General features: G+C 40.3%; 29 protein-coding genes and 2 tRNA genes. 21 read left to right on the plus strand and 10 right to left on the minus strand.

Annotated features, from left to right (window positions below; translation table 11 throughout):
• Window positions 1-2: 2 nt before the first annotated feature.
• Entirely contained in the window at window positions 3-2,084 is a 2,082-nt protein-coding gene (locus KKC46_05455; GenBank protein ID MBU1053262.1) for a sodium-translocating pyrophosphatase, read from the minus strand.
• A gap of 358 nt (window positions 2,085-2,442) precedes the next feature.
• On the opposite strand from KKC46_05455, the gene nth reads away from it, so the two are divergent.
• From nth to KKC46_05470, 3 genes are all read left to right on the plus strand, one after another.
• Window positions 2,443-3,066, plus strand: coding sequence for an endonuclease III (nth, locus tag KKC46_05460; GenBank protein MBU1053263.1), 624 nt, complete (start codon window positions 2,443-2,445; stop codon window positions 3,064-3,066).
• Between the two features lie 111 nt (window positions 3,067-3,177).
• A complete protein-coding gene (locus KKC46_05465; protein MBU1053264.1) occupies window positions 3,178-4,383 on the plus strand; it encodes a thiolase family protein in 1,206 nt (401 codons plus the stop codon).
• Between the two features lie 178 nt (window positions 4,384-4,561).
• Window positions 4,562-5,638 (plus strand): enoyl-CoA hydratase/isomerase family protein, encoded by a 1,077-nt coding sequence (locus KKC46_05470; GenBank protein MBU1053265.1) that lies wholly within the window; start codon window positions 4,562-4,564, stop codon window positions 5,636-5,638.
• Between the two features lie 75 nt (window positions 5,639-5,713).
• Here the strand turns inward: KKC46_05470 and KKC46_05475 are convergent, their stop codons facing one another.
• Entirely contained in the window at window positions 5,714-6,409 is a 696-nt protein-coding gene (locus KKC46_05475; protein ID MBU1053266.1) for an RluA family pseudouridine synthase, read from the minus strand.
• Between the two features lie 230 nt (window positions 6,410-6,639).
• Between KKC46_05475 and KKC46_05480 the strand changes: the two genes are divergently transcribed.
• The 6 genes from KKC46_05480 (at window position 6,640) to KKC46_05505 (ending at window position 10,267) form a co-directional block, all read left to right on the plus strand.
• Window positions 6,640-7,062 (plus strand): tetratricopeptide repeat protein, encoded by a 423-nt coding sequence (locus KKC46_05480; GenBank protein MBU1053267.1) that lies wholly within the window; start codon window positions 6,640-6,642, stop codon window positions 7,060-7,062.
• 27 nt (window positions 7,063-7,089) lie between these two features.
• Window positions 7,090-8,016 carry a DUF4037 domain-containing protein gene (locus tag KKC46_05485; GenBank protein MBU1053268.1) on the plus strand — a complete coding sequence of 309 codons (927 nt, stop codon included), beginning with the start codon at window positions 7,090-7,092 and terminating at the stop codon, window positions 8,014-8,016.
• Window positions 8,017-8,031: 15 nt separating this feature from the next.
• Window positions 8,032-8,655 (plus strand): DUF4125 family protein, encoded by a 624-nt coding sequence (locus tag KKC46_05490; GenBank protein MBU1053269.1) that lies wholly within the window; start codon window positions 8,032-8,034, stop codon window positions 8,653-8,655.
• Between the two features lie 196 nt (window positions 8,656-8,851).
• Complete coding sequence (locus KKC46_05495) at window positions 8,852-9,331, plus strand: rhodanese-like domain-containing protein (GenBank protein ID MBU1053270.1); 480 nt, start codon at window positions 8,852-8,854, stop codon at window positions 9,329-9,331.
• Window positions 9,331-9,780 (plus strand): DoxX family membrane protein, encoded by a 450-nt coding sequence (locus KKC46_05500; GenBank protein ID MBU1053271.1) that lies wholly within the window; start codon window positions 9,331-9,333, stop codon window positions 9,778-9,780. Before KKC46_05495 ends, KKC46_05500 begins: the two co-directional genes overlap by 1 nt.
• A 154-nt stretch (window positions 9,781-9,934) precedes the next feature.
• Window positions 9,935-10,267, plus strand: coding sequence for a DUF3147 family protein (locus KKC46_05505; protein MBU1053272.1), 333 nt, complete (start codon window positions 9,935-9,937; stop codon window positions 10,265-10,267).
• Window positions 10,268-10,333: 66 nt separating this feature from the next.
• Here KKC46_05505 and KKC46_05510 read toward each other — a convergent pair.
• Together KKC46_05510 and KKC46_05515 are read right to left on the minus strand one after the other, a co-directional pair.
• Window positions 10,334-10,426, minus strand: a tRNA-Ser gene (locus KKC46_05510).
• 9 nt (window positions 10,427-10,435) lie between these two features.
• Window positions 10,436-10,523: transfer RNA gene (locus KKC46_05515), tRNA-Ser, on the minus strand.
• A gap of 192 nt (window positions 10,524-10,715) precedes the next feature.
• Here KKC46_05515 and hisD point away from each other — a divergent pair.
• The 3 genes from hisD (at window position 10,716) to KKC46_05530 (ending at window position 13,638) form a co-directional block, all read left to right on the plus strand.
• Window positions 10,716-12,047, plus strand: coding sequence for a histidinol dehydrogenase (gene hisD, locus KKC46_05520; protein MBU1053273.1), 1,332 nt, complete (start codon window positions 10,716-10,718; stop codon window positions 12,045-12,047).
• A complete protein-coding gene (locus KKC46_05525; GenBank protein ID MBU1053274.1) occupies window positions 12,044-13,132 on the plus strand; it encodes a helix-turn-helix transcriptional regulator in 1,089 nt (362 codons plus the stop codon). The genes hisD and KKC46_05525 overlap by 4 nt, the downstream gene beginning before the upstream one ends.
• A 227-nt stretch (window positions 13,133-13,359) precedes the next feature.
• Entirely contained in the window at window positions 13,360-13,638 is a 279-nt protein-coding gene (locus KKC46_05530) for a hypothetical protein (GenBank protein MBU1053275.1), read from the plus strand.
• An 18-nt stretch (window positions 13,639-13,656) separates the two neighbouring features.
• On the opposite strand, the gene KKC46_05535 is transcribed toward KKC46_05530, so the two are convergent.
• Window positions 13,657-15,126, minus strand: a complete 1,470-nt coding sequence (locus KKC46_05535) for a leucyl aminopeptidase (protein MBU1053276.1) — start codon at window positions 15,124-15,126, stop codon at window positions 13,657-13,659.
• Between the two features lie 207 nt (window positions 15,127-15,333).
• Here KKC46_05535 and KKC46_05540 point away from each other — a divergent pair, with 207 nt between their 5' ends.
• From KKC46_05540 to KKC46_05565, 6 genes are all read left to right on the plus strand, one after another.
• Window positions 15,334-15,564: a ribbon-helix-helix domain-containing protein gene (locus KKC46_05540; GenBank protein ID MBU1053277.1), complete on the plus strand. Its 231-nt coding sequence runs from the start codon at window positions 15,334-15,336 to the stop codon at window positions 15,562-15,564.
• Window positions 15,564-15,878, plus strand: coding sequence for a type II toxin-antitoxin system PemK/MazF family toxin (locus KKC46_05545; protein ID MBU1053278.1), 315 nt, complete (start codon window positions 15,564-15,566; stop codon window positions 15,876-15,878). Before KKC46_05540 ends, KKC46_05545 begins: the two co-directional genes overlap by 1 nt.
• Window positions 15,879-16,029: 151 nt before the next feature.
• Window positions 16,030-16,248, plus strand: coding sequence for a type II toxin-antitoxin system HicB family antitoxin (locus KKC46_05550; GenBank protein ID MBU1053279.1), 219 nt, complete (start codon window positions 16,030-16,032; stop codon window positions 16,246-16,248).
• Window positions 16,245-16,424, plus strand: a complete 180-nt coding sequence (locus KKC46_05555; GenBank protein MBU1053280.1) for a type II toxin-antitoxin system HicA family toxin — start codon at window positions 16,245-16,247, stop codon at window positions 16,422-16,424. The genes KKC46_05550 and KKC46_05555 overlap by 4 nt, the downstream gene beginning before the upstream one ends.
• Before the next feature lie 179 nt (window positions 16,425-16,603).
• Window positions 16,604-17,050, plus strand: coding sequence for a hypothetical protein (locus KKC46_05560; GenBank protein ID MBU1053281.1), 447 nt, complete (start codon window positions 16,604-16,606; stop codon window positions 17,048-17,050).
• 1,046 nt (window positions 17,051-18,096) lie between these two features.
• Window positions 18,097-18,786: a toll/interleukin-1 receptor domain-containing protein gene (locus KKC46_05565; GenBank protein MBU1053282.1), complete on the plus strand. Its 690-nt coding sequence runs from the start codon at window positions 18,097-18,099 to the stop codon at window positions 18,784-18,786.
• A 258-nt stretch (window positions 18,787-19,044) separates the two neighbouring features.
• Here KKC46_05565 and KKC46_05570 read toward each other — a convergent pair whose 3' ends face one another.
• Entirely contained in the window at window positions 19,045-19,236 is a 192-nt protein-coding gene (locus KKC46_05570) for a hypothetical protein (protein MBU1053283.1), read from the minus strand.
• Between the two features lie 99 nt (window positions 19,237-19,335).
• Between KKC46_05570 and KKC46_05575 the strand changes: the two genes are divergently transcribed.
• Both KKC46_05575 and KKC46_05580 read left to right on the plus strand, forming a co-directional pair.
• Window positions 19,336-21,009 (plus strand): hypothetical protein, encoded by a 1,674-nt coding sequence (locus tag KKC46_05575; GenBank protein ID MBU1053284.1) that lies wholly within the window; start codon window positions 19,336-19,338, stop codon window positions 21,007-21,009.
• A gap of 319 nt (window positions 21,010-21,328) precedes the next feature.
• A complete protein-coding gene (locus KKC46_05580) occupies window positions 21,329-21,679 on the plus strand; it encodes an inorganic pyrophosphatase Ppa (GenBank protein MBU1053285.1) in 351 nt (116 codons plus the stop codon).
• On the opposite strand, the gene KKC46_05585 is transcribed toward KKC46_05580, so the two are convergent.
• The 4 genes from KKC46_05585 to KKC46_05600 all read right to left on the minus strand — a co-directional run bounded on the left by KKC46_05585 (window position 21,680) and on the right by KKC46_05600 (window position 25,117).
• Window positions 21,680-22,663 (minus strand): calcium/sodium antiporter, encoded by a 984-nt coding sequence (locus KKC46_05585; protein ID MBU1053286.1) that lies wholly within the window; start codon window positions 22,661-22,663, stop codon window positions 21,680-21,682.
• A 24-nt stretch (window positions 22,664-22,687) separates the two neighbouring features.
• Window positions 22,688-23,497 (minus strand): ABC transporter permease subunit, encoded by an 810-nt coding sequence (locus tag KKC46_05590; GenBank protein ID MBU1053287.1) that lies wholly within the window; start codon window positions 23,495-23,497, stop codon window positions 22,688-22,690.
• Window positions 23,490-24,203, minus strand: a complete 714-nt coding sequence (locus KKC46_05595) for an ABC transporter ATP-binding protein (protein ID MBU1053288.1) — start codon at window positions 24,201-24,203, stop codon at window positions 23,490-23,492. Before KKC46_05595 ends, KKC46_05590 begins: the two co-directional genes overlap by 8 nt.
• Window positions 24,204-24,448: 245 nt before the next feature.
• Window positions 24,449-25,117, minus strand: coding sequence for a PEP-CTERM sorting domain-containing protein (locus KKC46_05600; GenBank protein ID MBU1053289.1), 669 nt, complete (start codon window positions 25,115-25,117; stop codon window positions 24,449-24,451).
• A gap of 264 nt (window positions 25,118-25,381) precedes the next feature.
• Here KKC46_05600 and KKC46_05605 point away from each other — a divergent pair, with 264 nt between their 5' ends.
• Window positions 25,382-26,830 (plus strand): response regulator, encoded by a 1,449-nt coding sequence (locus KKC46_05605; protein ID MBU1053290.1) that lies wholly within the window; start codon window positions 25,382-25,384, stop codon window positions 26,828-26,830.
• Window positions 26,831-26,941: the final 111 nt, after the last annotated feature.

The following is a 26,941-nucleotide window of genomic DNA, read 5'->3' on the forward strand; positions in this document are numbered from 1 at the left end:
CATTAGATTAAAGGAACAATCAAAAGAGCAACGATATTGATAACCTTGATCATCGGGTTGATGGCAGGACCGGCTGTATCTTTGTAAGGATCGCCTACAGTGTCACCTGTAACGGATGCTTTGTGACCTTCACTGCCTTTTTTGTGCATAACACCATTGTCATCGGTAACACCGTCTTCAAAGGATTTCTTGGCATTATCCCATGCACCACCACCACTCGTCATGGCTATAGCCTGGAAAAGACCGGTTAAGATACTTCCGATAAGAACTCCGCCAAGAGCTTCCCTGCCGAGGGTAAGACCAACCACAATAGGAACAACAACCGGGATAAGAGCGGGAACCATCATTTGTTTGATAGCGCCTTTTGTTACGATATCAACGCACTTACCGTATTCGGGTTTTGCCTTATATTCCATAATGCCCGGGATTTCACGAAACTGCCTTCTAACTTCTTCAACAATGCTTCCTGCTGCTTTACCAACAGCCTCCATAAGAAGAGACCCGAAATAATAAGGAAGCAGACCACCGATAAAAAGACCGGCCAGAACCATTGGATTTGAAAGGTCAAAAAGAATTACATCAGAAAATGAACGCGAGTATTCTGCAAAAAGAACAAGTGCTGCAAGTGCTGCCGAACCAATTGCATAACCCTTTGTTACAGCCTTTGTTGTATTTCCAACAGCATCCAGAGGATCTGTTATGTTACGGATTTCTTCAGGCAGTTCAGACATTTCTGCAATACCACCTGCATTATCTGTAATAGGACCGTAAGAGTCAATAGCAACTACGATACCTGTCATCGAAAGCATGGAAACAGCAGCAAGAGCGATAGCAAAAAGACCGCCTTTAGCAGCATCGGCTGTGTCAGAAAAACCTCCGCCTAACTGATAGGATCCAAGAATTGCCAATACGATTACTATAACCGGCGCAGCAGTCGATTTCATACTTACTGCAAGCCCTGCGATAACGTTTGTTCCATGACCGGTAAGACTGGCTTTTGCAATGTGTTGTACCGGAGGACGGTCCGCTGCGGTGAAATACTCTGTGATAACAACGATCAGGCCTGTTAATACAAGGCCGATGAGCGCCATCAGAAAAACACTGTTTTGTGTGAATGCCGGATATGCCGCTCTCATCTCCGGCGATACGCCTTCCAAGAATTTTCCTGTCACAAAATAAAATGCCACTGCGGCAAGTATACCTGAAACAGCAAGGCCTTTGTATAACGCGCCCATAATATACTGGCTTTTGCCAAGCTTTACTGCAAATGTTCCGATAACTGAAGCAATGATAGAAATTCCACCAAGCATCAACGGAAATTCAATCCACGGACTACCATCGCCGAAAACCGTCTTCGCAAGCAACATAGCCGCAACAAGAGTAACGGTATATGTTTCATAAAGATCTGCCGCCATGCCTGCGCAGTCGCCTACGTTGTCACCAACGTTATCTGCGATAACCGCAGGATTTCTTGGATCATCTTCAGGAATTCCGGCCTCAACTTTACCTACAAGGTCAGCTCCAACGTCGGCAGCCTTTGTGTAGATGCCGCCTGCAATACGGGCAAAAACGCTCATGAGCGAGCACCCAAATCCAAGTCCTATCAGAGCATGGAATGACTGTTCCGGAGCTGCTGTTTTTGCGATGTAATAAAAGCCTGCAAGCCCTATAATTCCAAGACCTACGACCATAACACCTGTTACCGAGCCGCCTTTAAAGGCAAGGCCGAGAGCAGCCTGGAGACCTTTGCTTGCCGCCTGTGTGGTACGTACGTTAGCTCTTACAGTAACCCACATACCCACAAAACCTGCAAGCGCCGAACCAACAGTACCAACGACAAAACCAATGGCTGTCCATGTACCAAGACCAAAAGCAAGAATCAGGATAACCAGAATTACAGCAACCATAGCCACAGCTTTATACTCGCGGCCAAGAAACGCATATGCGCCTTCTTTAATTGCATCCGATATTTCCTGCATTTTGGCGTTTCCTGCATCCTGCTTTGAAACCCAGATTGCAGTAAAAATAGCGTATATAACGCCTAATATACCGCATCCTAATGCAAATTGTATAGTTAAACTCATTTAAACCCCCTTATTAATTATTATTAATCATATACAAAAAAAGACTAAACCACTTACAGTTACTTCACCTCCCCCGTATATATTTTCTATTCATTTTTTACATCTCCTTAAATTATCATTATCTATGATAATATAGTGCTTTACAATGGCAAGAATATATAGGAAAGTTACAACTATATGTCAACCTTTTTCTGCGTAAGATATTATGATATGTGGAAGTAAATAACAGTAAGCAGTCGTACAGAAAAACAAATAATTATAAGCTTATAAAAATATATTACAGAATGTTTACATTATTTAAGACTGTAATTTGAATATTTTATTCCGTAACTATCATTGACAGGATAAATGATATAAAATGAGATTGTTAGCCCGTACAGATAAAATAATAAAGATTTTAACCAAAAGATATCCGGATGTTAAAACCCAGCTAAATTATAATACTCCCTTTGAGCTTCTTGTTGCGACAATACTTTCTGCACAATGCACGGACAAACGTGTAAATATTGTTACAAAAAGTCTGTTTGACAAACTTAACACTCCTTATGATTTTGCTAAAGCTCCTGATGAACTGATTGAAAAACTTATAAGATCCACAGGTTTTTTTAGGAATAAAGCTAAAAATATAAAAAATTGTTCCAAAGAAATTATTGAAAAATATGATGGCAGAGTTCCTGATTCTATAGAAGAACTGACCGGTCTTTCCGGGGTGGGGCGCAAAACCGCAAATGTTGTTCTTGGCGCAGCCTTTGGTATTCCCGGAATAGTGGTTGACACACATGTGGCCAGAATTTCACAGCGCTTGAGCTTATCTGTTAATAAAGATCCGGTTAAAATTGAATTTGATCTTATGAAAATAATACCTCAAACTAAATGGAACGATTTTTGTCTAAGACTTATCTATTTCGGCAGAGAGATCTGCAAGGCAAGAAAACCTTTATGCCCTATTTGCCCCTTACAAAAATTATGTGATTACCTATGAGCCACTTACAACAGCAGGCTTGACTTATCAGGTGTAGTCGGCTACCTGAAAAAAGAAAAATTTAGCGATAAGCTCTTAACGGGAGCAATGAATAGGAGGAAATTTAAGAATATGGAGCTTGAAGATGTTGTCTTGGTAAGCGCCTGTAGAACGGCAATTGGAGAATTTCTGGGAAGCCTTAAAAATGTCCAGGCAAGAGAGCTGGCAATTACTGCCGGAGAAGAAGCCATAAAACGATCCGGTGTCCCTGCGGATCAGATTGATGAAATATGTATGGGGCAGATACTTACAGCACTTCAGGGCTCTTTGCCAGCACGTCAGGTTGCCATGAGACTGGGGCTTCCGGGCCGCAGCGGCGCTGTAACGGTAAATCAGAATTGCGCTTCGGGGATGCGTGCGCTTGAGATTGCGGCGCACAATATTATGCTGGGCAAGACGGAAATCGCTTTAATTGTTGCGGTAGAAAGTATGACAAATGCTCCATATATTATGACCAAAGGAAGACAAGGCTATAAAATGGGCCCCGGTAGAATTGAAGATCATATGTATCATGACGCTTTGGTTGATGAACTGGTTCCTGGGCATGTGGGGATAACCGCCGAAAATATTGGTGAGAGATACAAAATCGCACGTAAAGAATGTGATGAATTGGCTGTAATGAGCCATGAAAGAGCAGTGACTGCTATTGATGAAGGCAGGTTTAAAAGAGAAATCGTTCCCGTAAAAATAAAATCCAAAAAAGGATCAACCTTTTTTGATACCGACGAGCATGTGGACAGAAACGCTACTATAGAAGGTATGTCTAAATTGCGTCCCGCCTTTAAAGAAAACGGTGTGGTTACTATTGGAAATGTTTCCGGCATTTGCGATGGAGCGGCTGCTACAGTAATTATGTCAAAGAAGAAGGCAAAAGAGCTTGGAATTAAGCCTTTGATGAAGCTTGTTAATGTATGCACTAAAGGCGTTGCTCCTGAAATAATGGGGCTTGGGCCGGCGGTTGCAATTCCAAGATGCCTTGGTCAGGCAGGTATGAAATTTGAGGATATCGACTATTGGGAACTCAATGAAGCCTTTGCTGTGCAAATACTTGGCGTGAAACGGATGCTTGAAAAAGACTACAGTATCAAATTTGATATAGAAAAGCATAATCATAACGGGTCCGGCATATCATTAGGCCACCCGGTGGGATGCACGGGGCTTCGGCTTATCGTAACATTATATTATGAAATGGAAAGGCTGGGTTTAACCACCGGCGGAGCATCGCTTTGTGTCGGCGGAGGCCCTGCTATGGCTTCTTTATGGACAAGAGATGTATAGCAAATGAGCCAGTTTCAAAACGCCCCATTTTGGCCGATCTCTGCGTTGGGCGAAAACTTCAATCCTCGAAATACTAAATGTATTCCTGTGGTTGAAATTTTCTCCCGCCTTGAGCTTGACCAAACTGAAACGTTTTGAAAGTGGCTCAAATGTTATAAATTAAGTTCGGCTTTATTATATGTATAAAGACAACAATGGCAATACTCCGGTTCTTATCGAAAAATACAAGAATTTGCTTTCAATTGTGTTAAACAGGCCAAAAGTTTTAAACAGCCTTAACCATGAGATGGTTAAATCGATTAAAACGGCCATTGATAAAGCAAAAGAGGATAACTCTATTCGAGCAGTTCTCTTTTATGGAGCTGGAACCCGGGGGTTCTGTGCAGGTGCGGATATTAAAGCCATGGCCCGGAATATCAGAGAAGGCAATATAAATAAATGTCTTCAGTTTCTTGAAGCAGAATATGCCCTTGATTTTGAGATCAGTCGTTTTCCAAAGCCGGTTATTGTGCTGGCTGACGGGATTACCATGGGTGGTGGGTTGGGATTGTCCGCCGGTGCCGACATTGTTCTTGCAACGGAGCGAACAAGGACTGCCATGCCGGAAACACGTATCGGTTTTTTCCCGGATGTTGGTGCCACAGGCTGGATGTATGATAAATGTCTGTCGGGATATCCCGAATTTCTTGGTCTTACAGGATATGAACTGGCCGGCGCAGAATGTGTACGAGTAGGTTTTGCCACACATCTGCTTAATACCCAAAATTTATCACTGGTTCCCCAATTATTAAAAAACCTTTCCACAGAACTATCGCTGAATAAACCCAAAGCTTTAGATCAGATCATTTCACTTCTTGACCCATTATTAAATAAAGACATCCCTCAAAACCCCGAAATGGACGCCTGGGTAAAAACTTATTTTGAAGGTAAAATATCCATAGCACAAATACTTGAAGATTTAAGGGCATGCAGTCTATTTAATGATCTTTGCGAGGGTGTTTCTCAAAGGCTTTTGGAACGCTCACCCACAGCCCTTACAATAACCCTGCAACTTCTTCATCTAAATAAAGGACGGCCGTTAGAAAACGTATACAAAACAGACCTCAAGGCGGCAAGTTTCATTTTATCTCATCCCGATTATATAGAAGGCATACGGGCCCGCCTTATCGACAAGGATGACCAGCCCAAATGGCAGCCGGAAAGCATTGAAAAAATAGGCACCATTGATTTTCTAAACTCCATTTCGTTCTTTTAAACTTTTTAAAATTATTCATGTTTTCCATGCGTGAATTTTATTATTCCAAGTATAGATGATCCCCTGATCCTGCCCTTACAGCTTAAAATAAGTCAAAAAATACACCGGAATTTTTGTTTCAAACATCATTTCTTCATTATTAAACGGGTGTTTAAAGCTAATCGAAAACGCATGTAAAGCTAAACGACCCTTTGTAGGATTCTTTCTATATTTTACATCACCGACAATCGGATGCCCTTTTTCGGACAAGTGAGCACGGATTTGATTTTTTTTACCAGTCAAAAGATCGATTTCCAAAAGGCTATAATTTTTAGACTCTTTTATTACCTTATATTTGGTTCTGGCAAGCTTTCCCTCTTGTGGATTACTAACAGACCGCATTTTATAATCATCACCTTCAGCAAGATAAGACTCTATAATGCCGCTTTTTTCTGTCAAATTACCATATACTAAAGCTATGTATTTTTTTTCTACGTTTTTCCATTGTGCTGCAAATTTCTCACGAATCTCCAAACTTTTAGCAAAAATCAACACTCCGGAAGTATCACGATCCAGGCGGTGAACAACAAACAGATTGATTCTTGCCTTTGGGTTACCTTTTCTTACATAATTTGTAAGCAAATGATGAGCAGTATGTTCTGCTTCGTAATTGGCTTTAACACTTAACAGCCCTGCACTCTTATCAATCACTATTATATCCCGATCCTCATAAAGAATCTTGATGCCTGCGGGCATATGTTTGGTTCTTATTTTTATTTTTGATTTAACCATAGTTTTTTCCCTCATGATTTCCTTGCATAAATTTCATGATTCCAAATATAGATGATTCCTTCTTTATAATCAATTCAAAATAATTTCATTCGTTTCCGTCATTACTATGTTTTATTCTTGCCAAAAGTCGGATTGTAGTTAAAGTGTATAGATAACCTGGTGAATAGGGCAAGGCTGTATTTTGCCCGTTCCGGTATCTTTATATCCGGTGGAACTAATGGAGATATGCAATGGATAAACAGGAAAAGCTTGAAAAAGCAAAACTTTGTTCAAATGAAGGCCTGAATCATGCTTTAAAACAAGAGCATGATATGGCTCTTGGTAATTTTAATAAAGCCTTTCTTTTATTCAAAGAGCTTGGCGAAAAGCTTTATGCAGCCTTACAACTGGGAAATATCGGGTCGGTTTACAGAAACATGGAGGAGTATAACCTGTCTCTCGAAGAATATCATAAGGCATTGCCCCTTTTTGAGGAAATCGGACATAAGGAAGGAATTGCGGATCAATTCACAAATATCGCCTATATACATGCCATGAAGGGAGAAACAAAAGAGGCGCTGGAGTATTTCAAAAAAGCTTTGCCATTGTATGAAGAAATGGGAAGCGAACAAAAATGCGAATTTACAAAGCAGAATATTAAAGCACTGGAATAAGATAAATAAACAGGATAATCGGATATTATGAAAGGACTTGAACTTTGCCGCAGGTATTATGATCAGATATACAGACCTGCAATTGAAAAAGGTTTCGGGGATCGTATAAAAAAGATGGCATTCGGGCTTGTGGGTGAAGGCTCGGAATGCTATGGTTTTGATGATGAAATTTCGCAGGATCACGATTTCGGGCCGCGTGTCATGATCTGGCTTACGCCTGCCGATTTCGGGGAATTTGGTGAAAAGCTTCAGGAAGCGCTGTCGAAACTACCCAAGCAATTTTTGGGGTATGAGGGGGTAAATACCAGCCAATATGGTGAAGGACGCGAGGGCGTATTTACCATTCCGGGATTTTATACAAGATTTATCGGAATGGATCATCCGCCGGAAACCATCAGCGAATGGCGCCTTCTGCCGGAGGTAAACCTTTCAATTGCCACAAACGGGGAGGTTTTTTGCGACCCGTTGAAAGAGTTCACAAAGTTTCGAAATGCATTGCTTGCCGGATATCCTGAGGATCAGAGGCTTAAGATGATGGCTGCGCGCTGCATGAAGATGGCGCAGTCCGGCCAGTATAATTATGACCGCAGTATCAAAAGAAGCGAATTTGTCGCAGCTCAAATGGCCGTTGCCGAGTTTACCGACACAGCTACCTCCATGATATACTTAATGAACAACAGGTATAAGCCCTTTTATAAATGGATGCACAAAGGTCTTAAGGCTTTGCCGGTATTAGGAGAACAAAGCTACAATTTACTTGCCGCTCTTGCAACTTCAGGCTCATTTAAAGAAAATGTTCGCAGTATTGAAACTCTTTGCGGCTTGATAATAAACCAGCTGAGGGATATGGGACTTACTGATTCACCATCCGATTTCCTTTTAGACCACGGGCCCCAAATCCAGCAGAAAATACAAGATGAGAATCTCCAGATGATGGTACCCTGGGCTGATTAGAAAGGAGTCTTTTATATGGAACGCGAGGAATTAATAAAAAGTATACTTGAGATTGAATGGGAAATGTTTACAAAAGTTCAAAATGCCGATGAGCGGGCCTCTTGTCAGGATAACAAACCGATCTTTATGGTAATGCGAAAGGCACAGGCCGATACATGGGGCATGGATACACTGGCCAGCTACTTAAATGATCTGAAAGTCGCGAAAGAAAATCAAATAAACCTGATGACGATAAAATACGCACGAATGATGGAAATAACCTTCCCTGAAGAATATGAAGCTATCAAAAACCAGCTTCCGCCTGTAACACCCAAGGCTCGTGAACTTGTTGATGAGATCGCGAAATATTATTTTAAATGGTCTATAGAGGCGTCCGGCAAATATCCAATGCTTTTTTCGCTTGGGCGTCCGATAACTGCAACAGGCAGTGGTACAGGAAATCATTCCGCTTCAATTGACAACTATTTACAAAGTGAGCTGCTTACCTACTCCGAGGCTACGCTTGAACTATTCCTTAAAGATACCCTTGAGGCAGTAGATAAGGATGTAAATCTTTCTCTCGAAATATTAAAATACACAGCTAAAAGCTATGGCTTCGAGACACTGGAAGCAATTGAGATAAAATTGTCCGGTAATTGATAAGCATTAGAGCCAGTTTCAAAACGCCCCATTTTGGCCGATCTTAAGCGTTGGGCTCAAATTTCAATCCTCGAAATACTAAATGTATTCCTGCGGTTGAAATTTTCTCCCGCCTTGAGCTTGACCAAACTGAAACATTTTGAAAGTGGCTCTTTAGAAAAAAGTTAAACACGAATCGGATTATTACTGAATAATCATGCGTATAAAAACATTAAAGCAGCTATTGTGTATTTTCATGATCACACTCATTGCCGGACTTGCATCAAACATCTTCCGGGCTGATAAAATACCATTTTTTGAAAACTGGACTGAAAAAATTAAACATGCAAGTTTGTCCGGAGAAAATCTTGAAATCTCTCTTGAGAAAGCAATTCAGCTCTTTAGACAAAACGCTGCTATATTTATGGATGCGCGTTCTTTGGAAGAATATAATGAAGGCCATATAAAAGGAGCTATAAGCTTTCCTTATATGGAAGTAGACTCCAAGTTTGTGGAAATAATGTCTGAAATTCCTGAAGACAGTGTTATTATTACTTACTGTGACGGAAAAACTTGTGAGCTAAGTATTGATCTGGCGGATTTTCTTCGCAACACGGGATATAAAAAGGTTTGGGCTATTTCAAACGGCTGGACGTTATGGCAACAAAACAGACTTCCCGTTGAAAGTGTGAATTAATGAGAGAAGAATTCAGACAAAAAATCTCACACTATCTTTACCACTGCGCAAGAATTGTGCTTGGCATAGTGTTTATTTATGCAAGCTACGACAAAATTCTCCACCCCGAAGCCTTTGCTAAAATTATCCTTAACTATCAAATCCTTCCGGATGAACTTATAAATTTAACAGCAATATTTTTACCCTGGCTTGAACTTGTTACAGGCTGTCTTCTTTTATCAGGTGTATGGATGCCGGGTTCTGTTTTTATATGCAACACGCTTTTAATAATATTTTTTTGTACACTCATATACAATAAAATCCGCGGAATTGATATAAACTGCGGCTGCTTTTCTACAAGCCCGGAAAGTAGTTCTTATACAAGTGTTTATATGGTTAGAGATGCTATTTTTGTTTTGATCGCTAATTATCTTTTTTTCAAAGTTTATATTAAGAATAGAATAAGATAGAGCCAGTTTCAAAACGCCCCATTTTGGCCGATCTCTGCGTTGGGCTCAAATTTCAATCCTCGAAATACTCTATGTATTCCTGCGGTTGAAATTTTCTCCCGCCTTGAGCTTGACCAAACTGAAACGTTTTGAAAGTGGCTCATAGTTATAAATAATGCAAATCTTGCTAAAAGTAATTTTAAGTGTAGCCATAATTCTTGCCGCTACAGCGGTTGGGAAGAAGCTGCCGTCGATCGCCGGTCTTGTGGGAGTTATGCCCCTGACCGGGGCTTTGGTTTTAATCTGGATGTATATTGAAAACAAGGGTGACCCTGAAATCATGCAAGACTTTGCCAAAGGAGCCCTTTGGGGAATACTGCCCAGCATTCTTTTCTTCCTGGTAGCACTCTTATGTCTCAAAAAACAGCTTCCGCTGCCTGTAATTATAGTCTCAAGCTTTGGAGCCTGGCTCGGGGCAGCGTTTATTCATCAGTGGTTTCTGAAATAAACCTTATGTTCTTTTGAATTTTCTGAAACCACGGGTCTATGTAAAAACAGAGTAAAGATAAGGGGTTGGCGGAGAGACAGGGATTCGAACCCTGGGTGGAAGTTTCCCCCCACACTCGCTTAGCAGGCGAGCGCCTTCAGCCGACTCGGCCATCTCTCCGTTTGGTTATGGCGGAGGGAGTAGGATTCGAACCCACGGAGCCGTTAAGCTCAACGGTTTTCAAGACCGCCTCCTTAAACCACTCGGACATCCCTCCATTTTGAATGATTTATCTAACATCATATCAGATACACGTCAAGAATTTATGACAGACTTGATAAAAACTTCATTGATCTTGGTAAATCAAGATGATAGGGTTTTTAAAAAAATATACAGGCTGTAAAGATATATAACGTTTTACCCCAAAAGACATAAAGAAATAGAAGGGGTAAAAAAAGGAACCAATATAATGAAAATATTTGAATATCCTTCAAAACCGGCTGAAGCAAGGCTTGCGTCTATCATTAACAGGGGGCTTTCTTTCAGCCGCAAGGATTATAATGCTGTAAACAAAATATTAGATGATGTCAGAAAAAACGGGGACGGCGCGCTTATTAATTATGCCAGGCGTTTTGATTCTCCGGCAATAAATACAGAGTCTATTAAGGTTAGCAAGAAGGAAATTGATTCCGCTTTAAAAAAAACATCAAAGGCTTTTAATGCTTCTTTGAAACGAGCCGTTTCCCAGATAAGATCTTTTCACATGCAGCAAGTAAGATTGTCCTGGATAGATAATGAAAGAAACGGTGCTTTTCTCGGACAGATTATTAATCCGGTAGATGCTGCCGGAATATATGTACCGGGAGGAAAAGAAGGAAAAACCCCGCTTGTTTCATCCGTTCTGATGGGAGCTATACCTGCAAAGATTGCCGGTGTGAGCCGGGTTGTAATGGTTACCCCCTCAACAAAAGACGGCAGCATTAATCCTCATCTTCTTGTTGCGGCAAAGACAGTTGGTGTTGATGAAATATATAAGGTAGGAAGCGCCTGGGCAATTGCAGCACTTGCTTATGGTACGGAAACGATACCAAAGGTTGATGTCATTGTCGGTCCCGGAAATATGTATGTAACACTTGCCAAAAAAATTGTTTCCGGAACTGTTGGGATTGATATGACAGCAGGGCCAAGTGAGATTCTAATCATTGCAGACCAGAGTGCAATTCCCGAATATGCTGCCGCTGATTTGCTTTCCCAGGCTGAACATGATCCGCTTGCATCGGCAATGCTTGTTACCGATTCCAAGAAAATAGCAAAAGCAGTTCTTTCGGCTTTAAATGATCAGCTAAATAAGCTTGAACGACGAGAGATTGCCGAAAAATCTCTTTTAAAATATGGTGCTATAATTGTTGTTCCTGATATTTTAGCTGCCATAGAGCTATCAAACAGAATTGCACCAGAACACCTTGAACTTCAGGTAAACAATCCTTTTGAATATATTGGTAAGATAAAAAATGCAGGTGCCGTATTTCTTGGAAATTACACTCCTGAGCCTGTAGGTGATTATATTGCAGGGCCTAACCATGTACTTCCCACAGCAGGAACGGCAAGATTTTCATCCGCTCTTTCTGTTGATAATTTTATAAAAAAGACAAGTCTTATAAGTTACACAAAGGAAGCATTCTTCAGGGAAGCAAAAGATATTATAATGCTTGCCGAAACAGAAGGACTGGGCGCGCATGCCGGTTCGGTGAAGATTCGGCTTAAAGAAGCGAAAAGAAATGTTAAATCAAAGAAACAATGAACAATAAAATATTGCATAAACCTGCAAAAGCTATAATAGAAATATCTTCTGCGACAATGGAGATACAGAATTTTTATGAATTTCCCCAAGCCATTGAGTCTATAATTTCAAAATACATACCGCTTGACTGGATGTCTATGTACAGTAATGCATCCGATGGAATCAAAACAATTACTAACCCCAGCCTTTCATTTAACTGGAACACCCTTTATTCACAGACTGCCACTTACGATTATTTCGGGGCCTGCGTACAACAATTGAATCACGGAGATTTTCTTATAAATCAAGATGTAATAGATCCTGCCAGCGAAGAGCAAAGCCGCAGTCTGGAATTTGCAAAAAAACATACCGGTACAAATTATTTTATGGGCTTAATGGGATTCAAAAGTCAAAAGCAATTTCATGCATATGGATTTTATCGTGAGGATATAAAAAAGCCTTTTACCAGTGAGGATAAGGTTTTTTTCAGTTATTTGAGCCCACTGTTTGTTTCTATCTCAAATACTTTGCTTTTATATCTCCAGAATGACTTTATGCGTGCCGGCCTTGACTACCTGATGTCAGGAGAGCCCATCAAACCGCTTATTTTTAATAAGACGCTTAAAGCAGTTGAAATACCTAAGAAAACACTTAAACTGCTTTCCGAAGCTTTTGGTAAATCAAATTGCGCCAGGCTTCCTATAGAGATCGTTCAATGGATTAATACTGTAATAGCTCCTCGCGGTTATATCGAGCCTAATACCGGCCCATGGCTCTTCAGGCGGGATTTGGACGGAAAAATACTTGTATGCAAAGCCTATGTGCTATTAACTCCGGGCAAAAGACTTTATCTTATGATTAAGACAAAGTTTATACACAGTACTGTAGACTTTTCCATGCTAAAAGAAAAACAATTAACTAAAAGAGAGATTGAGATGCTTGAATACTTACCCAAAGGCTATACAAACAATCAAATCGCAAAAGTCATGGGTATAAAAGAAGTAAGCGTGAAAAAGTATATTAAAAATGTAGCCATGAAACTCGGAGCCAGCGGAAAAACAGAAACACTTTACAGGGCGTTGATAGAAAAAAATTTAAGGGAATAAACTACAGAGCCTCTTTCAATTAGTTTTAATGCCAATCATCTTATCCTTCTCAGTCCTAATCCAAACAATTATAACATGTCCCAAAAATATGCAAAAAAAAGCACAAAAGGTATACTTTAGGATACTATCCAAAAAACTGGTTTTGTATTAAAGTTGTAACCTAAAGGGTCTTTTGCTGACCGATTGATAAAATAGCAAACTTAAAATATGAATAAGGAAAATGGATTATGAGCAAAGCAATTAAAATACAAAAAGATATAAATGCAAATGAGTTAAGTGCATTTCTTCGTGAATTGGCAGATACAATTGACGGCCGGAAAGAAGCTTTTGACGTTGGTGTGGGAGAACATATTAAGGACTTTTCTAAATTTGAAATAAAAATTAAAAAAGATATGCTGCTTGCCTCTATTAAATTGAAAATGGAACAGGGAGAACCTATAAAGGCAACTCAAAAAGAAATAATGGACGCTCAGGAATCGATGTTAAACCAAAATTTTGGCGGTTAAAAAGCGGTGCAAACAATTTTACAGCCTTGTCAACAGGTCGCACAGGAGTCGAACCCCGAATCCTGTGCCGCCGATTGTGCAATAATCTGTTGCCTTTTTAGTATATGCCGGGCCGGCAATATCAATATGTGCCCATTTTGTGTTGTTTGTAAATTCGGATAAAAACAAAGCTGCTGTTATTGCACCACCCCATCTTGATGTGCTCATATTACTGATATCGGCAAAATCGCTTTTTAAGTATTCTTTGTAATCTTCAGGAAGCGGTAGCTGCCAGCAACGTTCATAAGTTTTGTTGGAAGATTTAATTATTGAATCCGCAAGTTCATCATCTGATGAAAAGACTCCCGCAATTTTTTCTCCTAGTGCAATAACACAAGCACCGGTTAGTGTGGCTACATCAATCAGAGTTTCAGGTTTGTATGTTTTTAATATGTAAGAAATAGTATCGACAAGTATCAACCTGCCTTCTGCATCCGTATTATTTATTTCTATAGTTTTGCCTGCATAGCTTTTTACAATATCGCCTGGCCTTGTTGCATCTCCTGAAGGCATATTTTCAGCAATGGGAATTGCCCCGATTATTTTAATTTTAGATTTTAATCTTGCCGCAGAAATGAGAGTTGCTGCAACTGTTGCAGCTCCGGACATATCCATTTTCATATCTTCAAGAGATCCGGCAGGTTTTAAGTTTATACCGCCCGAATCGAAAGTAATTCCTTTGCCTATAAGGGCTACGGTCTTTGTTGCACCTTTAGGGGAGTATTCCAGAATAAGAAGCCGGGGTTTGTTTTGGCTTCCTTTGGCAACCGCAAGCAAAGTGCCAAAACCAAGTTGCTTAAGTTTTTTTTCATCAAAAGTTGTTATTTTAAGAGCATCTTTTTTTGCTGCCAAAGCAATATCTTTTGCAAGCATGTCGGGTACTTTATCGTTTGAAGGAGTGCTTACCCATTCTCTGGCAAGAATGGTTCCGCTGCAAACAATTTCAACCTGCGTGAGCAAGGCTGAATATTTTTTTTGAAATTGCTGTTTAACAAAAAAACCAACTTTTTTTAAAGGCGTATGCTTTTTCTCTATTTTATATTTATCAAAAATATGGTTTCCCAAAAAAGCGCCTTCTGCCATAGATTCAATAATGTCTTTTACTTCCATACCAAGTTTTTCTGAAGAAGGTACCGCAATTATAATTTCTTTAAGTTTATCCTTCATGCATTTTTTTACGGATTTGCCGCAAACAGAGCGAAAAGATTCCGGATCAATCTTTTTTAATTTTCCAAGTCCTAAAAAGATTACTCTTTGAGATTTTATTTCAGGCAAATCGTAAAGTGTTAATTCATCACCCTTTGCACCTTTAAACTCCACGGCAGTTTCGGTTTTTCTTATAAGCGATTTGATTGTTTCATTCTCAAATAATTGTGCATCTTCGGATACCGGAATAATTACAGCATCTGCCTTAAGCTTATTAAGATCGCCTGTTATTAAATGAAGCATGTTTCTCCTTGATTCTTTTATTTGAAAAAGTTTGCGATGATAAATTTAAAGTTTTAAAAAGCACACGGATGATTAAATACTAAAAAACGATGCCACCCATTAAAATTTTCGTCAAGAGAAAAGACACTTAATTTATGCAGATTCAATTGACTCCGGAAATGATGTGGATTAATATAGCTATAAAAGTTCATATTTTTGGAGAAGCTTATGAGAACAATTCAAATGACCTTAGATGATGACCTGGTGGCAGCTGTTGATATGGTTGCTAAAAAACTAAAAACAACGCGTTCTGCTTTTACCCGAAAAGCATTGAGGGATGCTCTCAAACAGGTAAACATAGAAGAGCTTGAAAATAAACACAAAAAAGGATACGAGCGTTATCCGTCCGGAAAAACGGAATTTAGCGTATGGGAATCAGAGCAGGAATGGGGTGATTAATGAAGCGGGGTGAGGTAAGGTGGTATATGTTTAAGCTTCCTGACAAAAAACGACCGGTAGTCATTTTGACACGGAACTCTATATTGAATTATTTGGAAGAGGTTACAGTTGCACCTATAACTTCAACAATCAGAGACATACCAAGCGAAGTGCTTTTGTCAAAGCAAGATGGTATGCATAATGATTGCGCTATTAATTGTGATCACATACAAACAGTTTCAAAAGATAAAATTGGAGCATTGATTACTACGTTATCCGGGGAAAAACTATTCGAAACAGGTAACGCCATTTGTTTTGCGTTAAATCTTGATTGAAGACAATAAAGCAAAAGCTGACAAATGACATACAATATTAATTTTAAATAAGGCATTACCCTTAACCTTTATGTATGTCATCATAATAGTGAAGATATACTGTTTTGTAAAATAATTTAATCAGTTCAATAAGCTACAATAGGAGATTTTTATGAAAGCAGAATTTACAGCAATCATAGAAGCCGCACCAGAAGGCGGATTTTGGGCTGTCTGTCCGGAGGTGCCTGGAGCAAACGGACAGGGCGAGACTATAGAGGAAGCCAAAACTAATTTGCGTGAGGCTATTGAGTTGATTTTAGAAGACCGGAAGGCTGATATTCTTCGGGGGCTTCCCGATGATGCTATCCAAGATACGGTAATGATTGGATGAAACGGCGAGATCTGGAACGTAAATTGAGGATTGCAGGGTGCTATCTAAAGCGAGAAGGATCTTCACACTCACTTTGGATTAACCCGAAGAATGGGATGATAGAAGCTGTTCCCCGTCACAACGATATCAAAGAACCATTGGCAAACAAGATATTGAAGAATCTTAATGCAGAATAAATAGCTGGAGAGTTGAAAGAAGATAGGGTAAATGGTGCGAATGCACCTGGAGAATAATAGTAAATGAGCCCAACGTAGAGATCGGCCAAAATGGGGCGTTTTGAAACGGGCTCTTCTGTATATCATTACGGTTGTTAAGACAGAACTGCCTGACAACTTATTTTTTAATGGAGGAATAAATGCCAAAATGGAATCTCACGGTTGAACCAAAAGAACTTCAATTTGCGGTTCAGCTTGGGAATGCGGCTGTAACCGATCAGATGCCTACTGATAATCCTGAGACCAAAGGAATCGACTTGCTTGATAAAGAGTCTGGAGAATTTCAAGAATTTCAATGTAAAGATAATCCTATAAACCGATTTGGTTGTGCAATTGCTACAGAATTTGGAAAAAATGTATCGAAATACTATTCAATTATGAATCGTATCGGAATTCTAATGAGACTAATGTCTGATGAGAGCGTCAAGCCTTATTTGAAAACAGACCCAACCGACAGCGAACGCACAATGATTAATAACGTCCTAATTGAAGTTTTGGCAAAATTTCCTATTTCAGATACTGGAGAATTAGACAGGGATGCTTTTTTCAGGGAAGTTGAAGAACTTCTTGAAAATAAAAAGCAGTAGAATGGACCCTATTTCACTTTTTTCCTCTTGATTTAATTAAGGAAAAATGTTAGCGGAATTTAAGTGTTTTTGCTCATTACACAAATTGCTTTATTTTGGTGTTTTCTGGAATAAATAATCCAATATCTCATTTTATTATTTTATTATTTATAAGATGAGACTTTTGAAAAATGTTCAATTTTATTCAAGTTCAAGGAAGGCGAAAATTTTAACCGCAGGAATACATCGGGTATTTCGAGGATGAAAATTTTCGCCTGACGAATAAATCGGGTAAAAGGGGGCGTTTTGCAAAGGTCTCAAAAGGATTGAACATGACCGGATATAACTAAGCCCCATTCTTCAGATTATTGAAGCATGGGGCTTTTGTTTTTTTAGGGCAAGCCATGCGGGATATTGAGGATTCAATGTAAAAGAATCATCCTTCTATATGAACCGAAAAACAGAATGATATACATAAAGATAGAAAAATATTACCATAAAAAATCTGTTAATAAGCTATATAATTATTGAATATAATAAACAAATTACAAGTTTTGTTTAACTAACTTTTGGTTAGAATAATTTATTTTTTTAATCTTTCTATAGTTTCTTACAATGGTGAAGCTATCCAAAACTGTATAATCACTTGTTAAATGTATTGATATTTTAAATTATGAAATATGAAATTATTACCTTAATATCAACCATCCTGGGTTGTTGGTACTGTTTTTCTTTCTTTTATATTGTCAACTTTCTTAGGAGATCTGGCGAAACAGATCTGTCCTTTATAAGTACAATAATTTCAGTTTTTACGGGTAATATTGGGACATTTTATAAATTTTTTATAAGAACACACAGCAGAAAATATAATCCAAGAGTTTCAAAATTTATAGCTTTGTCAAATATACTTAGCTTTGTCGTCTTATTTCTATTTCTGTTCATTTTTGCTCTTCTTGACAATTTATTATGAGGCCTTTTACATTTAACCAATCACTTGTGCGGACGGCAAGTAGCATGCCGCCGCACAGCTCAAGCGTTAGAGCGAACACAAATAGGAGGATTACAACATGGATAGATGCACAGCACCAAAACGCGGCCATCGCACAGCGAGCGGTCGAGCAGCCTGCCCTGCATGCGGCGGGCGCTATGGTGGTTATAGTGGGTACAGCAGCTACGGGTCGTACTCGCCCTCGCCTTACTCCCCGTCGCGGAGCATTGGGGGCGGTTCCGGCCGCAGCACAAAGCCGCGCTGGTCGAAAACGGGTTCGTCTGTCACGTACACCCCCGCCCAAGTGTTGTCACTTACGCCAATCCGGGAAACCGTAGAAAAGCGAGCGGCGGAACAACCTGACCTTCGTGACGCCTTCCTCTGTCATGCGTGGGGCGACCGGCATGGGGCAGCCAAAGAGTTGCACGATTTGCTCGTGTCAGCTGGTGTCAAAGTTTGGTTCAGCGAGAAGGATCTTGGCCTTGGTGTACCAATGATGCGCGCCATTGACAAGGGCTTAGCGAAATCGCGAATCGGGCTTGTGCTGGTGACCCCTGCGCTTCTGGCCCGCCTGCCCAAAGAAAGCATCGCCGACAAAGAGCTTTCGACGCTCTTAGCGGGTAATCAGCTCATTCCCATCGTGCACAACACGACATATGAAGCTCTTCGCAATGTCAGCCCCATGCTCGCCTCCAGAAGCGGTCTGGACACAGCAGAAGATTCAATGGCTGTAGTCGCGCAAAAAATCGCCGAACTAGTTGCAGTGTAGCACCAGCGCAGATGCGCTCTAACAAGACTTTTGCAGCGGACCGCAAAAAGCCGCGGCCGCTGAAAAGCACGTTAACTATAAGGAACAAACAAAATGAAAAAAGAATATACAAATTGTTGGCATGGTTTAACATCTGAATGCCCTTATATTAATACTGAAAAATGCAAAATTTACTTCCTAGTATAAATAAAACTGGCAAAAGTTTTAATGGTATAGACATAGATGAAGCAAACAAACTATGCCAAACTTGCGATAAATTTAGTCAAAAACTAAAGGATTAATTATCTTGCCATGATCCCTTAATACTTTTGTCATTGATGGCCCCATAAAATCATAAACCTGACGAGCCTTGCGTTCCGTAAGAGGTTCTTTTAAAGAGTTTAAATCAAAACTAAGCGAGTAGGTTTCTCCATCAACCGTTATCGATGCTGTAATTAAAAATGGTTCCATTGATATAAGTCCTTTATAATATTAGTTAACAAATCGTTTCACTTGACCGCAAACAGCTTGCGGCTAAGTGAACTCACCGTAGGCAACTAAGGGGGTGTTATGACTGTTAAGAGCACCGGACAGGAAAGAAAACAACCTCGCCTAATTCGGGCGGTCGTCTTCTGTATTTCTGGGTTGATTTTTTTTATTCTTACTCTCAGATTCCGTGAACTTTTAGGAGACTGGGCGTCCATCGTCGAACATGCTGTAACAACCCTTGCTGTTATCGCTGTTGTGCACCTTCTTGATCGCATATGGTTATTCTCAGACGTACAAGAAGAACTTGATCGCATGGCTGAGCGCGTTGATAACCGTATTGAGGGACTTACGAATGCATCACAATCGCTTGAAGCTATGAATCAAGCCGGCATCGTCCACCTATACGCTGATCGAGCTACTGCTGAGAAAGACATGCGCAATGATCTAATAGCCTCTGATGTAAGACATATTCGGCTCATAGGTATTTCATTGAATGATTTTGTACGTGGCCCTACAAACAGACCACTTCATCAAGCTTGGTTGGCTATGGAGCGCTATATCAACACCCCCCGCCAGGATGATGAAGTGATTGACATAAAGGTGCTTATAATCGATCCAGAGTGTATTGGGGCAGAGCTCCGATCAAAGGCTGAGCATGAAGACGGAGATGCCCCACCAGACCGATTAGTTGACCATGTCACAATAGCAGCACGTAAAATGTATGAGTTAATGGAGTGTGCCGAGAGCAATCGATCAGTTAATTTCGAGTGTAGAATGTACCGGGTTGCCCCTCAATCATTTTTGCTTCGTACGGATAATGCCTGCTATGTCCAACCTTACCATTTCTGGCATCGACGCCATGACGCAACGCCCATTCCTATTCTTCGCTATCGTCGTATTTCTCAATCAGCAGAAACTAAGGTCTACGATATGCATGCTGAAATGCTCAAACATTTCGAATGGGTCTGGAAATGGGCATCCATTCCTGTAGCGGATTTTCTTCATAACCACGCAGTGGGTATTGATACAAGGATGAACCGTTGCGGTGCTATGAACGTATATATAGATTCTGATAAAGCCTGGCAACGCATTACCCGCCTCCTGCGCAATGCAAAGGAGCATGTAGAAATTCAAGGAATTACACTTCATTCCTTTTTTCGATCAGACAGAATTATTGTGCCTGACCATCCTATTAGAAAACTAATAGAAGATGACAAAGTAAAAATAAATGTATTACTGTTAGATCATTCATACGAGTCCGACCAGGCCCGCTATCGTTCATATCGGGAATATCTACTGACACATCCAAGCATATCGCTTGGCGAATACACACAAGAGATGCACGAAAATTCACGTCTTTTTCGTGATACTGAAGAGACTCTCGTAGCCATCAAAAATCTAATTGCAGATTTTAAAAAAGTAAAGGGTAAGGACTGGCAAACTTCTATCGAAATGCGCAAGTATAATTCGGCGCCAGTTGCTTTTGTTCTCCGAGTCGATGGAACCATTTTAGTAGAACAGTACCAATATGGAAAACCCATGGTGAACCGAGAAATTCATGGTCGGGATATAATTCTTGGTAGAGATATGCCTCTAATGGAGTTCAGGTCATTAGATGATCATTCGCTAACAGGTTTGACCGAGCCTGCTTATGACAGAAGCCCCTTCCTATTATTGGAAGACCACTTGAGCTTTGTATGGAATACTGCACAGAAGGTTCCCCTTTTTAAGGATTTCGCTACAGAATCGAGATAGAACGGCCAGTTACCCGACCGCCCTCTCACAGATCCCTGCATGCGGTTTTTCCGCACAAGGCTCCTCGGTGGATATTCCGCTTGATTCTTTAGAGCAGGGAAACCTTTGAACTTTCGGCAGTTTTGTAAAATGAACTTTCATTTCTTTCAAACTATTATTTTTACCTTGATGCACCTTATTAATCCTTTTAATAATTTGTCAAAATCGGATATTTTTTGACGACAGAAAGTATTTTTGATAGTCTATAGAACATATATTAATCACCGACAAGCAGTGTGATAGCGGCATCAAATTGATAATTATTTAAAAGGAAAACGATATGGCAGATACACCTTTTCCATCAAAAATTGAAAAGTTTGAAATTCAGGCTTATAAAAAACCGAAAGATTTTAAAGCTCTTACAGAAACACATGTTCCGTTTTCAGGCTCTCCGCAGCGACACCCTTATGATGATGAAAAAATTTTACTTATTACAGACCCGTTTAGCAGCAATACAACTTATTATGAGTTTAAAAACAAAGATATTGATTATCTGGAAGAGCTTTCAAATATTGTCGATATAAGGGGAAAGGCGATTACAATGGTTCGCATATGGATAAGAAAACTAAGTGTCGGTATTCGTTGCGCCCCCTTTATTGTTGAAGATATCCAAACCATAAAGACAGATTAATTACCCGGTTGAGATTCTCCATAAATTGTAACCTAAATATAAAGTTACCAATAGTACTCCTTCCCGGCGCATTATTCTGTTTTTATTAGTAAGACACATAGGTAATAAAAATAGTGAAAGGAACAGCATCATCAAAAGATCATAGGTGCCGCCTTTTGATGGAACGGGGATTGGTCGAAATGATGCGCAAAAGCCGTTGACCAGCAGAAGATTAAATATATTTGATCCGACAACATTGCCTATGGCGATATCCGTTTGTCCCTTCCAGGTCGCTATACCTGAGGTCACAAGCTCGGGCAGGCTGGTACCGATAGCAATAATTGTCAAACCAATGATTACACGTGGGACATTGAGTAATTCAGCAACCACTACCGCAGCATCTACTGCTATCTTGCCCCCGGCAACCAGAAGAACGAGCCCTGCAATGAAAAGAAATAGATTATATACAGATGCTTTAAAACTTTTTTTCTCTGTAAACTCCTCAAACTGCTGAATAAGCGGATCTGCCTTCCTTTGGCGTATAACATCACCAATGGTGTAAAACATGAAAACACAAAAAATAAGCAGGAAAATAAGCCCATCCGAGCGGTCGTAAATATTTGGAGAGTCGCGGAGAAAAGTATCCATTCCTGCAACCAAGGCCAAAAGGGATGCAAGCACCATCATGGGAATTTCGCGTGCTATGATTACACCTTTGATAGCCAATGGCCTGATTATTGCTGAAATTCCAAGTACTAATCCAATATTGGCAATGTTTGAACCGATTATATTACCAAATGAAATGTCTGAGTTACCATTATATGCAGCCAGAAGATTAACAGATAGTTCCGGCGCACTGGTTCCAAAAGCTACTACGGTAAGACCTATAACAAGCGGAGAAACCCCAAGATTTTTTGCTAAAGCAGAGGCGCCTCTAACAAGTATATCGCCACCGCCCAGAAGGAAGGCAAGGCCAACAAAAAGGAGCAAAAGGTTTATAGCCACAAATATTCCTCGTTAAATATACTTTCAAATTTCTTTTCGATTAAAAAAAACCAGCGTTAGCGCCATTATTAAAAGAATAAAAAAGGAAATATTGAAAAGCGGGTGCAAAGGCCCCATATTATGAAATGCACTTTTGCCAAGTATTGAATCTGCATAAGACTGCACCATGAAAACTTTTGGATATAAAACCCGCCATAAAGCAGGTTCAGGACTTGCTGAAGAATTGGTAGCATATCTTACAATATCACTATTTAGCATCTGATACCCGCCATCGGATATAAAGCCGACGAACAAAATGCCCATAGCAAAAAGCGCACTTATAAAATCAGGCATAAAAAGAGATAATAAGCAGACGCATACAATCACAAAAAGAAGATTAATCGAACATATCAAAGATGCACCCAGGTATCCCGTAATGAAGGTTCCTGTTTTTATCCATACAGTCAAAAAGATCGTTGAGTGAAGTATAAACATGAAAATAAGACAAAGTACCCATGTGCCTGTTACCCTGCCAAGAACATATTGCCATCTGCAAACTGATCTTGAAAGAAACAAAACAACACTTCCATCTTCATGATCCCGGCTGAATATCTTCATTGAAAGCATGGAAGCCATCAGAAACATTCCGGCAGTAACCAGATGAAAAACAATTTTTGAAACATGCCAGGCAACCGAAGCATTATCTACCTGTTCTCCATTAATCGTATATCCGCCGTCATAACATCCGCGGATCATCAGTATAAACAGAACAGATAAGGCCAGCAGTATATAAAAGCTTTTATTCCTCAGCTGGTCCAGCATGGTATAGCCTATAATTTTTATTACATTATTCATTTTCATGCTCTATATATCGAATAAAAACATCTTCAAGTGTTTCGTGATCTTTCACGATTGCATTGATGTTATCCTTGACAAGTATTTTCCCCTTATACATTATAGCCGCAGAATCACATGTTTTTTCCACTTCTGAAAGCAGATGGGAGTTTAAGACCACGGTCACCCCTTTGCCGAGAAGATTTTCAATAATTTTTCTTACATCGCGGATGCCGATAGGATCAAGCCCGGTGATGGGTTCATCCAAAATCAGCAGTTTTGGCTCTCCCAGCATGGCAGCCCCCAGGCCGATGCGCTGTTTCATGCCTCTTGAATATGCTGCGGTTTTTTTCCTTTCCTGTCCTTTCATGGAAACCATTTCAAGAACCCTGTTAGCTTCGTTTTTTGCATCTTGCCCGGCAAGTCCTATTAAAGCAGCATTACGCAACAGATATTCAAGCCCTGAAAGATACGGAGGAATCATGTGCTGTTCGGCAACATATCCGATATGCTTGCGGGATTCCGGGTCGGAGGCAGACAGTCCATTTATAGTAATGCTTCCGGAAGATGGTTTGATAAAATCAAGAAGCATACGAACGATACTTGTCTTCCCGGCGCCATTTGGCCCAAGCAAAGCAAAAGACTCTCCCTTTTTAATCGAATATGAAACATTATCGACCGCGGTAAAAGAGCCAAATTGTTTTGTAACGGAATCAAGTGTGATCATATCAACTCAATTATAAAATAAGTTAAGGGCAATAGCCCAAGGTTGTCCAATATAGCAAGATACTTTTAGCACTCTTTATCCGCTGGCGCAAGGGGGTTGGGGGAATAGTACAGGGTAACCGCATTTGGATTAAATATGTTCTTTAATGTTTTTGTGAAAACCCCAAAGCCGTCATGCCGGACTTGATCCGGTATCCAGAACCCATTAAAATTACTGGTTTCCGGCTTTCGCCGGAATGTTGACTGCTATGCCTTCTTTTTACGTCTGATTCTGATTCCAGCAAGTCCAGCTATACCTGTGCCGAAGAGGAGCATGGTGGCTGGTACTGGAACAGGAGCACTAGTTCCATTGATAACAACGTTATCTATGCGAGACTCATACCAATTATCGCCAGACCAATTTGATGTATCCATCGAGATGAACACCCCATCAGCGTTTGAAATAACATCTATAAAACTTGCTGACCCTCCTCCTCCGGAAATGGCCCACTCGTTAGCGTTGTTAAAGTCTACTGCTTTTGAATTCCATCCGCCAACCGCTCCCAAAACATTTGAACTCTGATACCATGTATCTAAGCTTTTTATCATGATGTATGTTGAGATCACTGTGTGGTAACTGTGATCGTAGACGAACTCGTCCCAAGTCATGCTATCCAGATACCTGAGGTCTCCCGAGAGGCCTGGTGCTTGTGCCAATAAGCCTCCGCCAGCTGCCGTATCTGTTGCGTACATAAATGCATTATCTACTCCGTTATTATATAGTGTCAGGGCGCCGCCAAATGGTGCCAATGGTGCCCATCCTTGAAGAGTTCCATCCTCAAAATCTGATGAGAGAATCACATCGGCTTTCGCTATCCCAGCCATAACAAGCATCATCACCCCTACTGCCAATCCTGCTAAAAGTTTCTTATTCATTTCTTCTCCTTTCTAAGTTTCTTATTCTTACTCTTATAAACAATCAGCAATCAATTAAATTTATTTGAGATTATATAATCTTTTGATGGGTTTTTTGCAATAATATATTTTGGCCTCCTCTATTTCCCCGCACAAATACACTCCAAAGTCGTTTATTTTGTATTTTCCATCTTAATAAAATCATCTCAGCAACCGATATATCATATTAATTGCTTAAAATATGTTCTCCAAACACCGGATTGCTGATATAAATATGAGGTATAAATGAACAAACATCGCATTCTGATTGTCGATGACAGCCCGACAATACGAAAAGCTATAATCCGTCAACTGTCATCACTGGACGTCGAACTTCTGATAGCAACCAATGGCCGGCAGGGCTTTGATATGGTTCATAGCCATCAGGTCGATCTGGTTGTTACCGATGTTGATATGCCCCAAATGGACGGTATTACCCTTTGCAAGAAACTTCAAGCCGATCACAAAACCAATGCAATCCCTATCATTATTCAAAGTTCATTTGACACCGAATCTGATATTGAAAAAGGATTTATAGCCGGTGCCTCAGCGTATATTCCCAAAAAGGAACTATCGGCATCTCTGTTGCAAACAGTCAGATCACTTCTTCAAAAATCATCGATAAATCGAAGTAGGCGCGTGATGATAGTCGATGATTCTGCAACCATCAGAAAAATAGTTGAAAAGGGACTGGGGAAAAAGGGCTTTCAAATCATGACGGCAGAAAACGGAAAAGTGGCTTTGTCACGTATTGGCGATCAACTGCCGCATTTAATCTTAAGCGACATTGATATGCCGGAAATGGATGGTTATGCGTTTTGCAGAATTCTCAAAGAAAACCCTGACCTTGCCACTATTCCTTTTGTGGTAATGAGCGCCAGACAGGAAATGAGCCAGGTGAGAAGAATGCTTAGTATAGGCGCAGATACCTATTTATTTAAACCGTTTAATATTGATGAACTGGTGATGCTGATTGAAAAACTGCTGTCTGATCAGTATCGCTTTTTGTTAATGGAAAAAGAACGGTTAAACACAGAGCAAAAACTGACGGTGTCTAGTATTGCCAGTCTGGTTACTGCCCTGGAAGCAAGAGATGCCTATACCAGCGGACATTCAGCAGATGTTGCCCGAATAGTCTCGCAAATGGGAGCTCTGGCGGGGCTGGAGCCGGAAAAGGTTAACCGTTTGAAAATCAGCGGAGAATTGCACGATATCGGCAAAATAGGCGTTAAGGATGCCGTGCTGCTGAAACCGGGCCGGCTGACCGATGAAGAGTTTGAATCTATAAAGCAACATCCTGTAACCGGAGCGAACATTTTAAGGCCGATTGAAAGTTTTGCCGATATTATCGATGTTGTCCAGCATCACCATGAACGTTTTGACGGAAAAGGATATCCTTACGGCCTTAAAGGTGAAGCAATCCCTTTTTGGGCGCGTATGATTGCAGTTGCAGATACCTATAATGCACTGACCAGCGATCGCCCTTACCGGAAAGGAATGCCTGTTGAAAAAGCTTTTCAGATTATAAGAGATGTCGGAAATACACAACTTTGCCCGGATTGTGTAAGCCTCTTTTTCAAATGCACCGAACAATGGTCTATTTCGAGTGCCTTTCCGGACACAATTTATTCTTTCCCCCTAAATGATTGCTCCCAAACGCCACAGCAAGCACATTCCCCGTTTCCTGCCGAGTAAGACTTCAACTCTTATGGAATTGTAATGAAGCTCACCGCCACAGAGCGAACGGAATGTCTATTATCGTTGCGGTTATTGATTTGATGATGCTGTTTGCAAATATATGGAGCT

The sequence above is a fragment of the Pseudomonadota bacterium genome, assembly GCA_018817425.1.
Lineage (GTDB): Bacteria > Desulfobacterota > Desulfobacteria > Desulfobacterales > RPRI01 > RPRI01.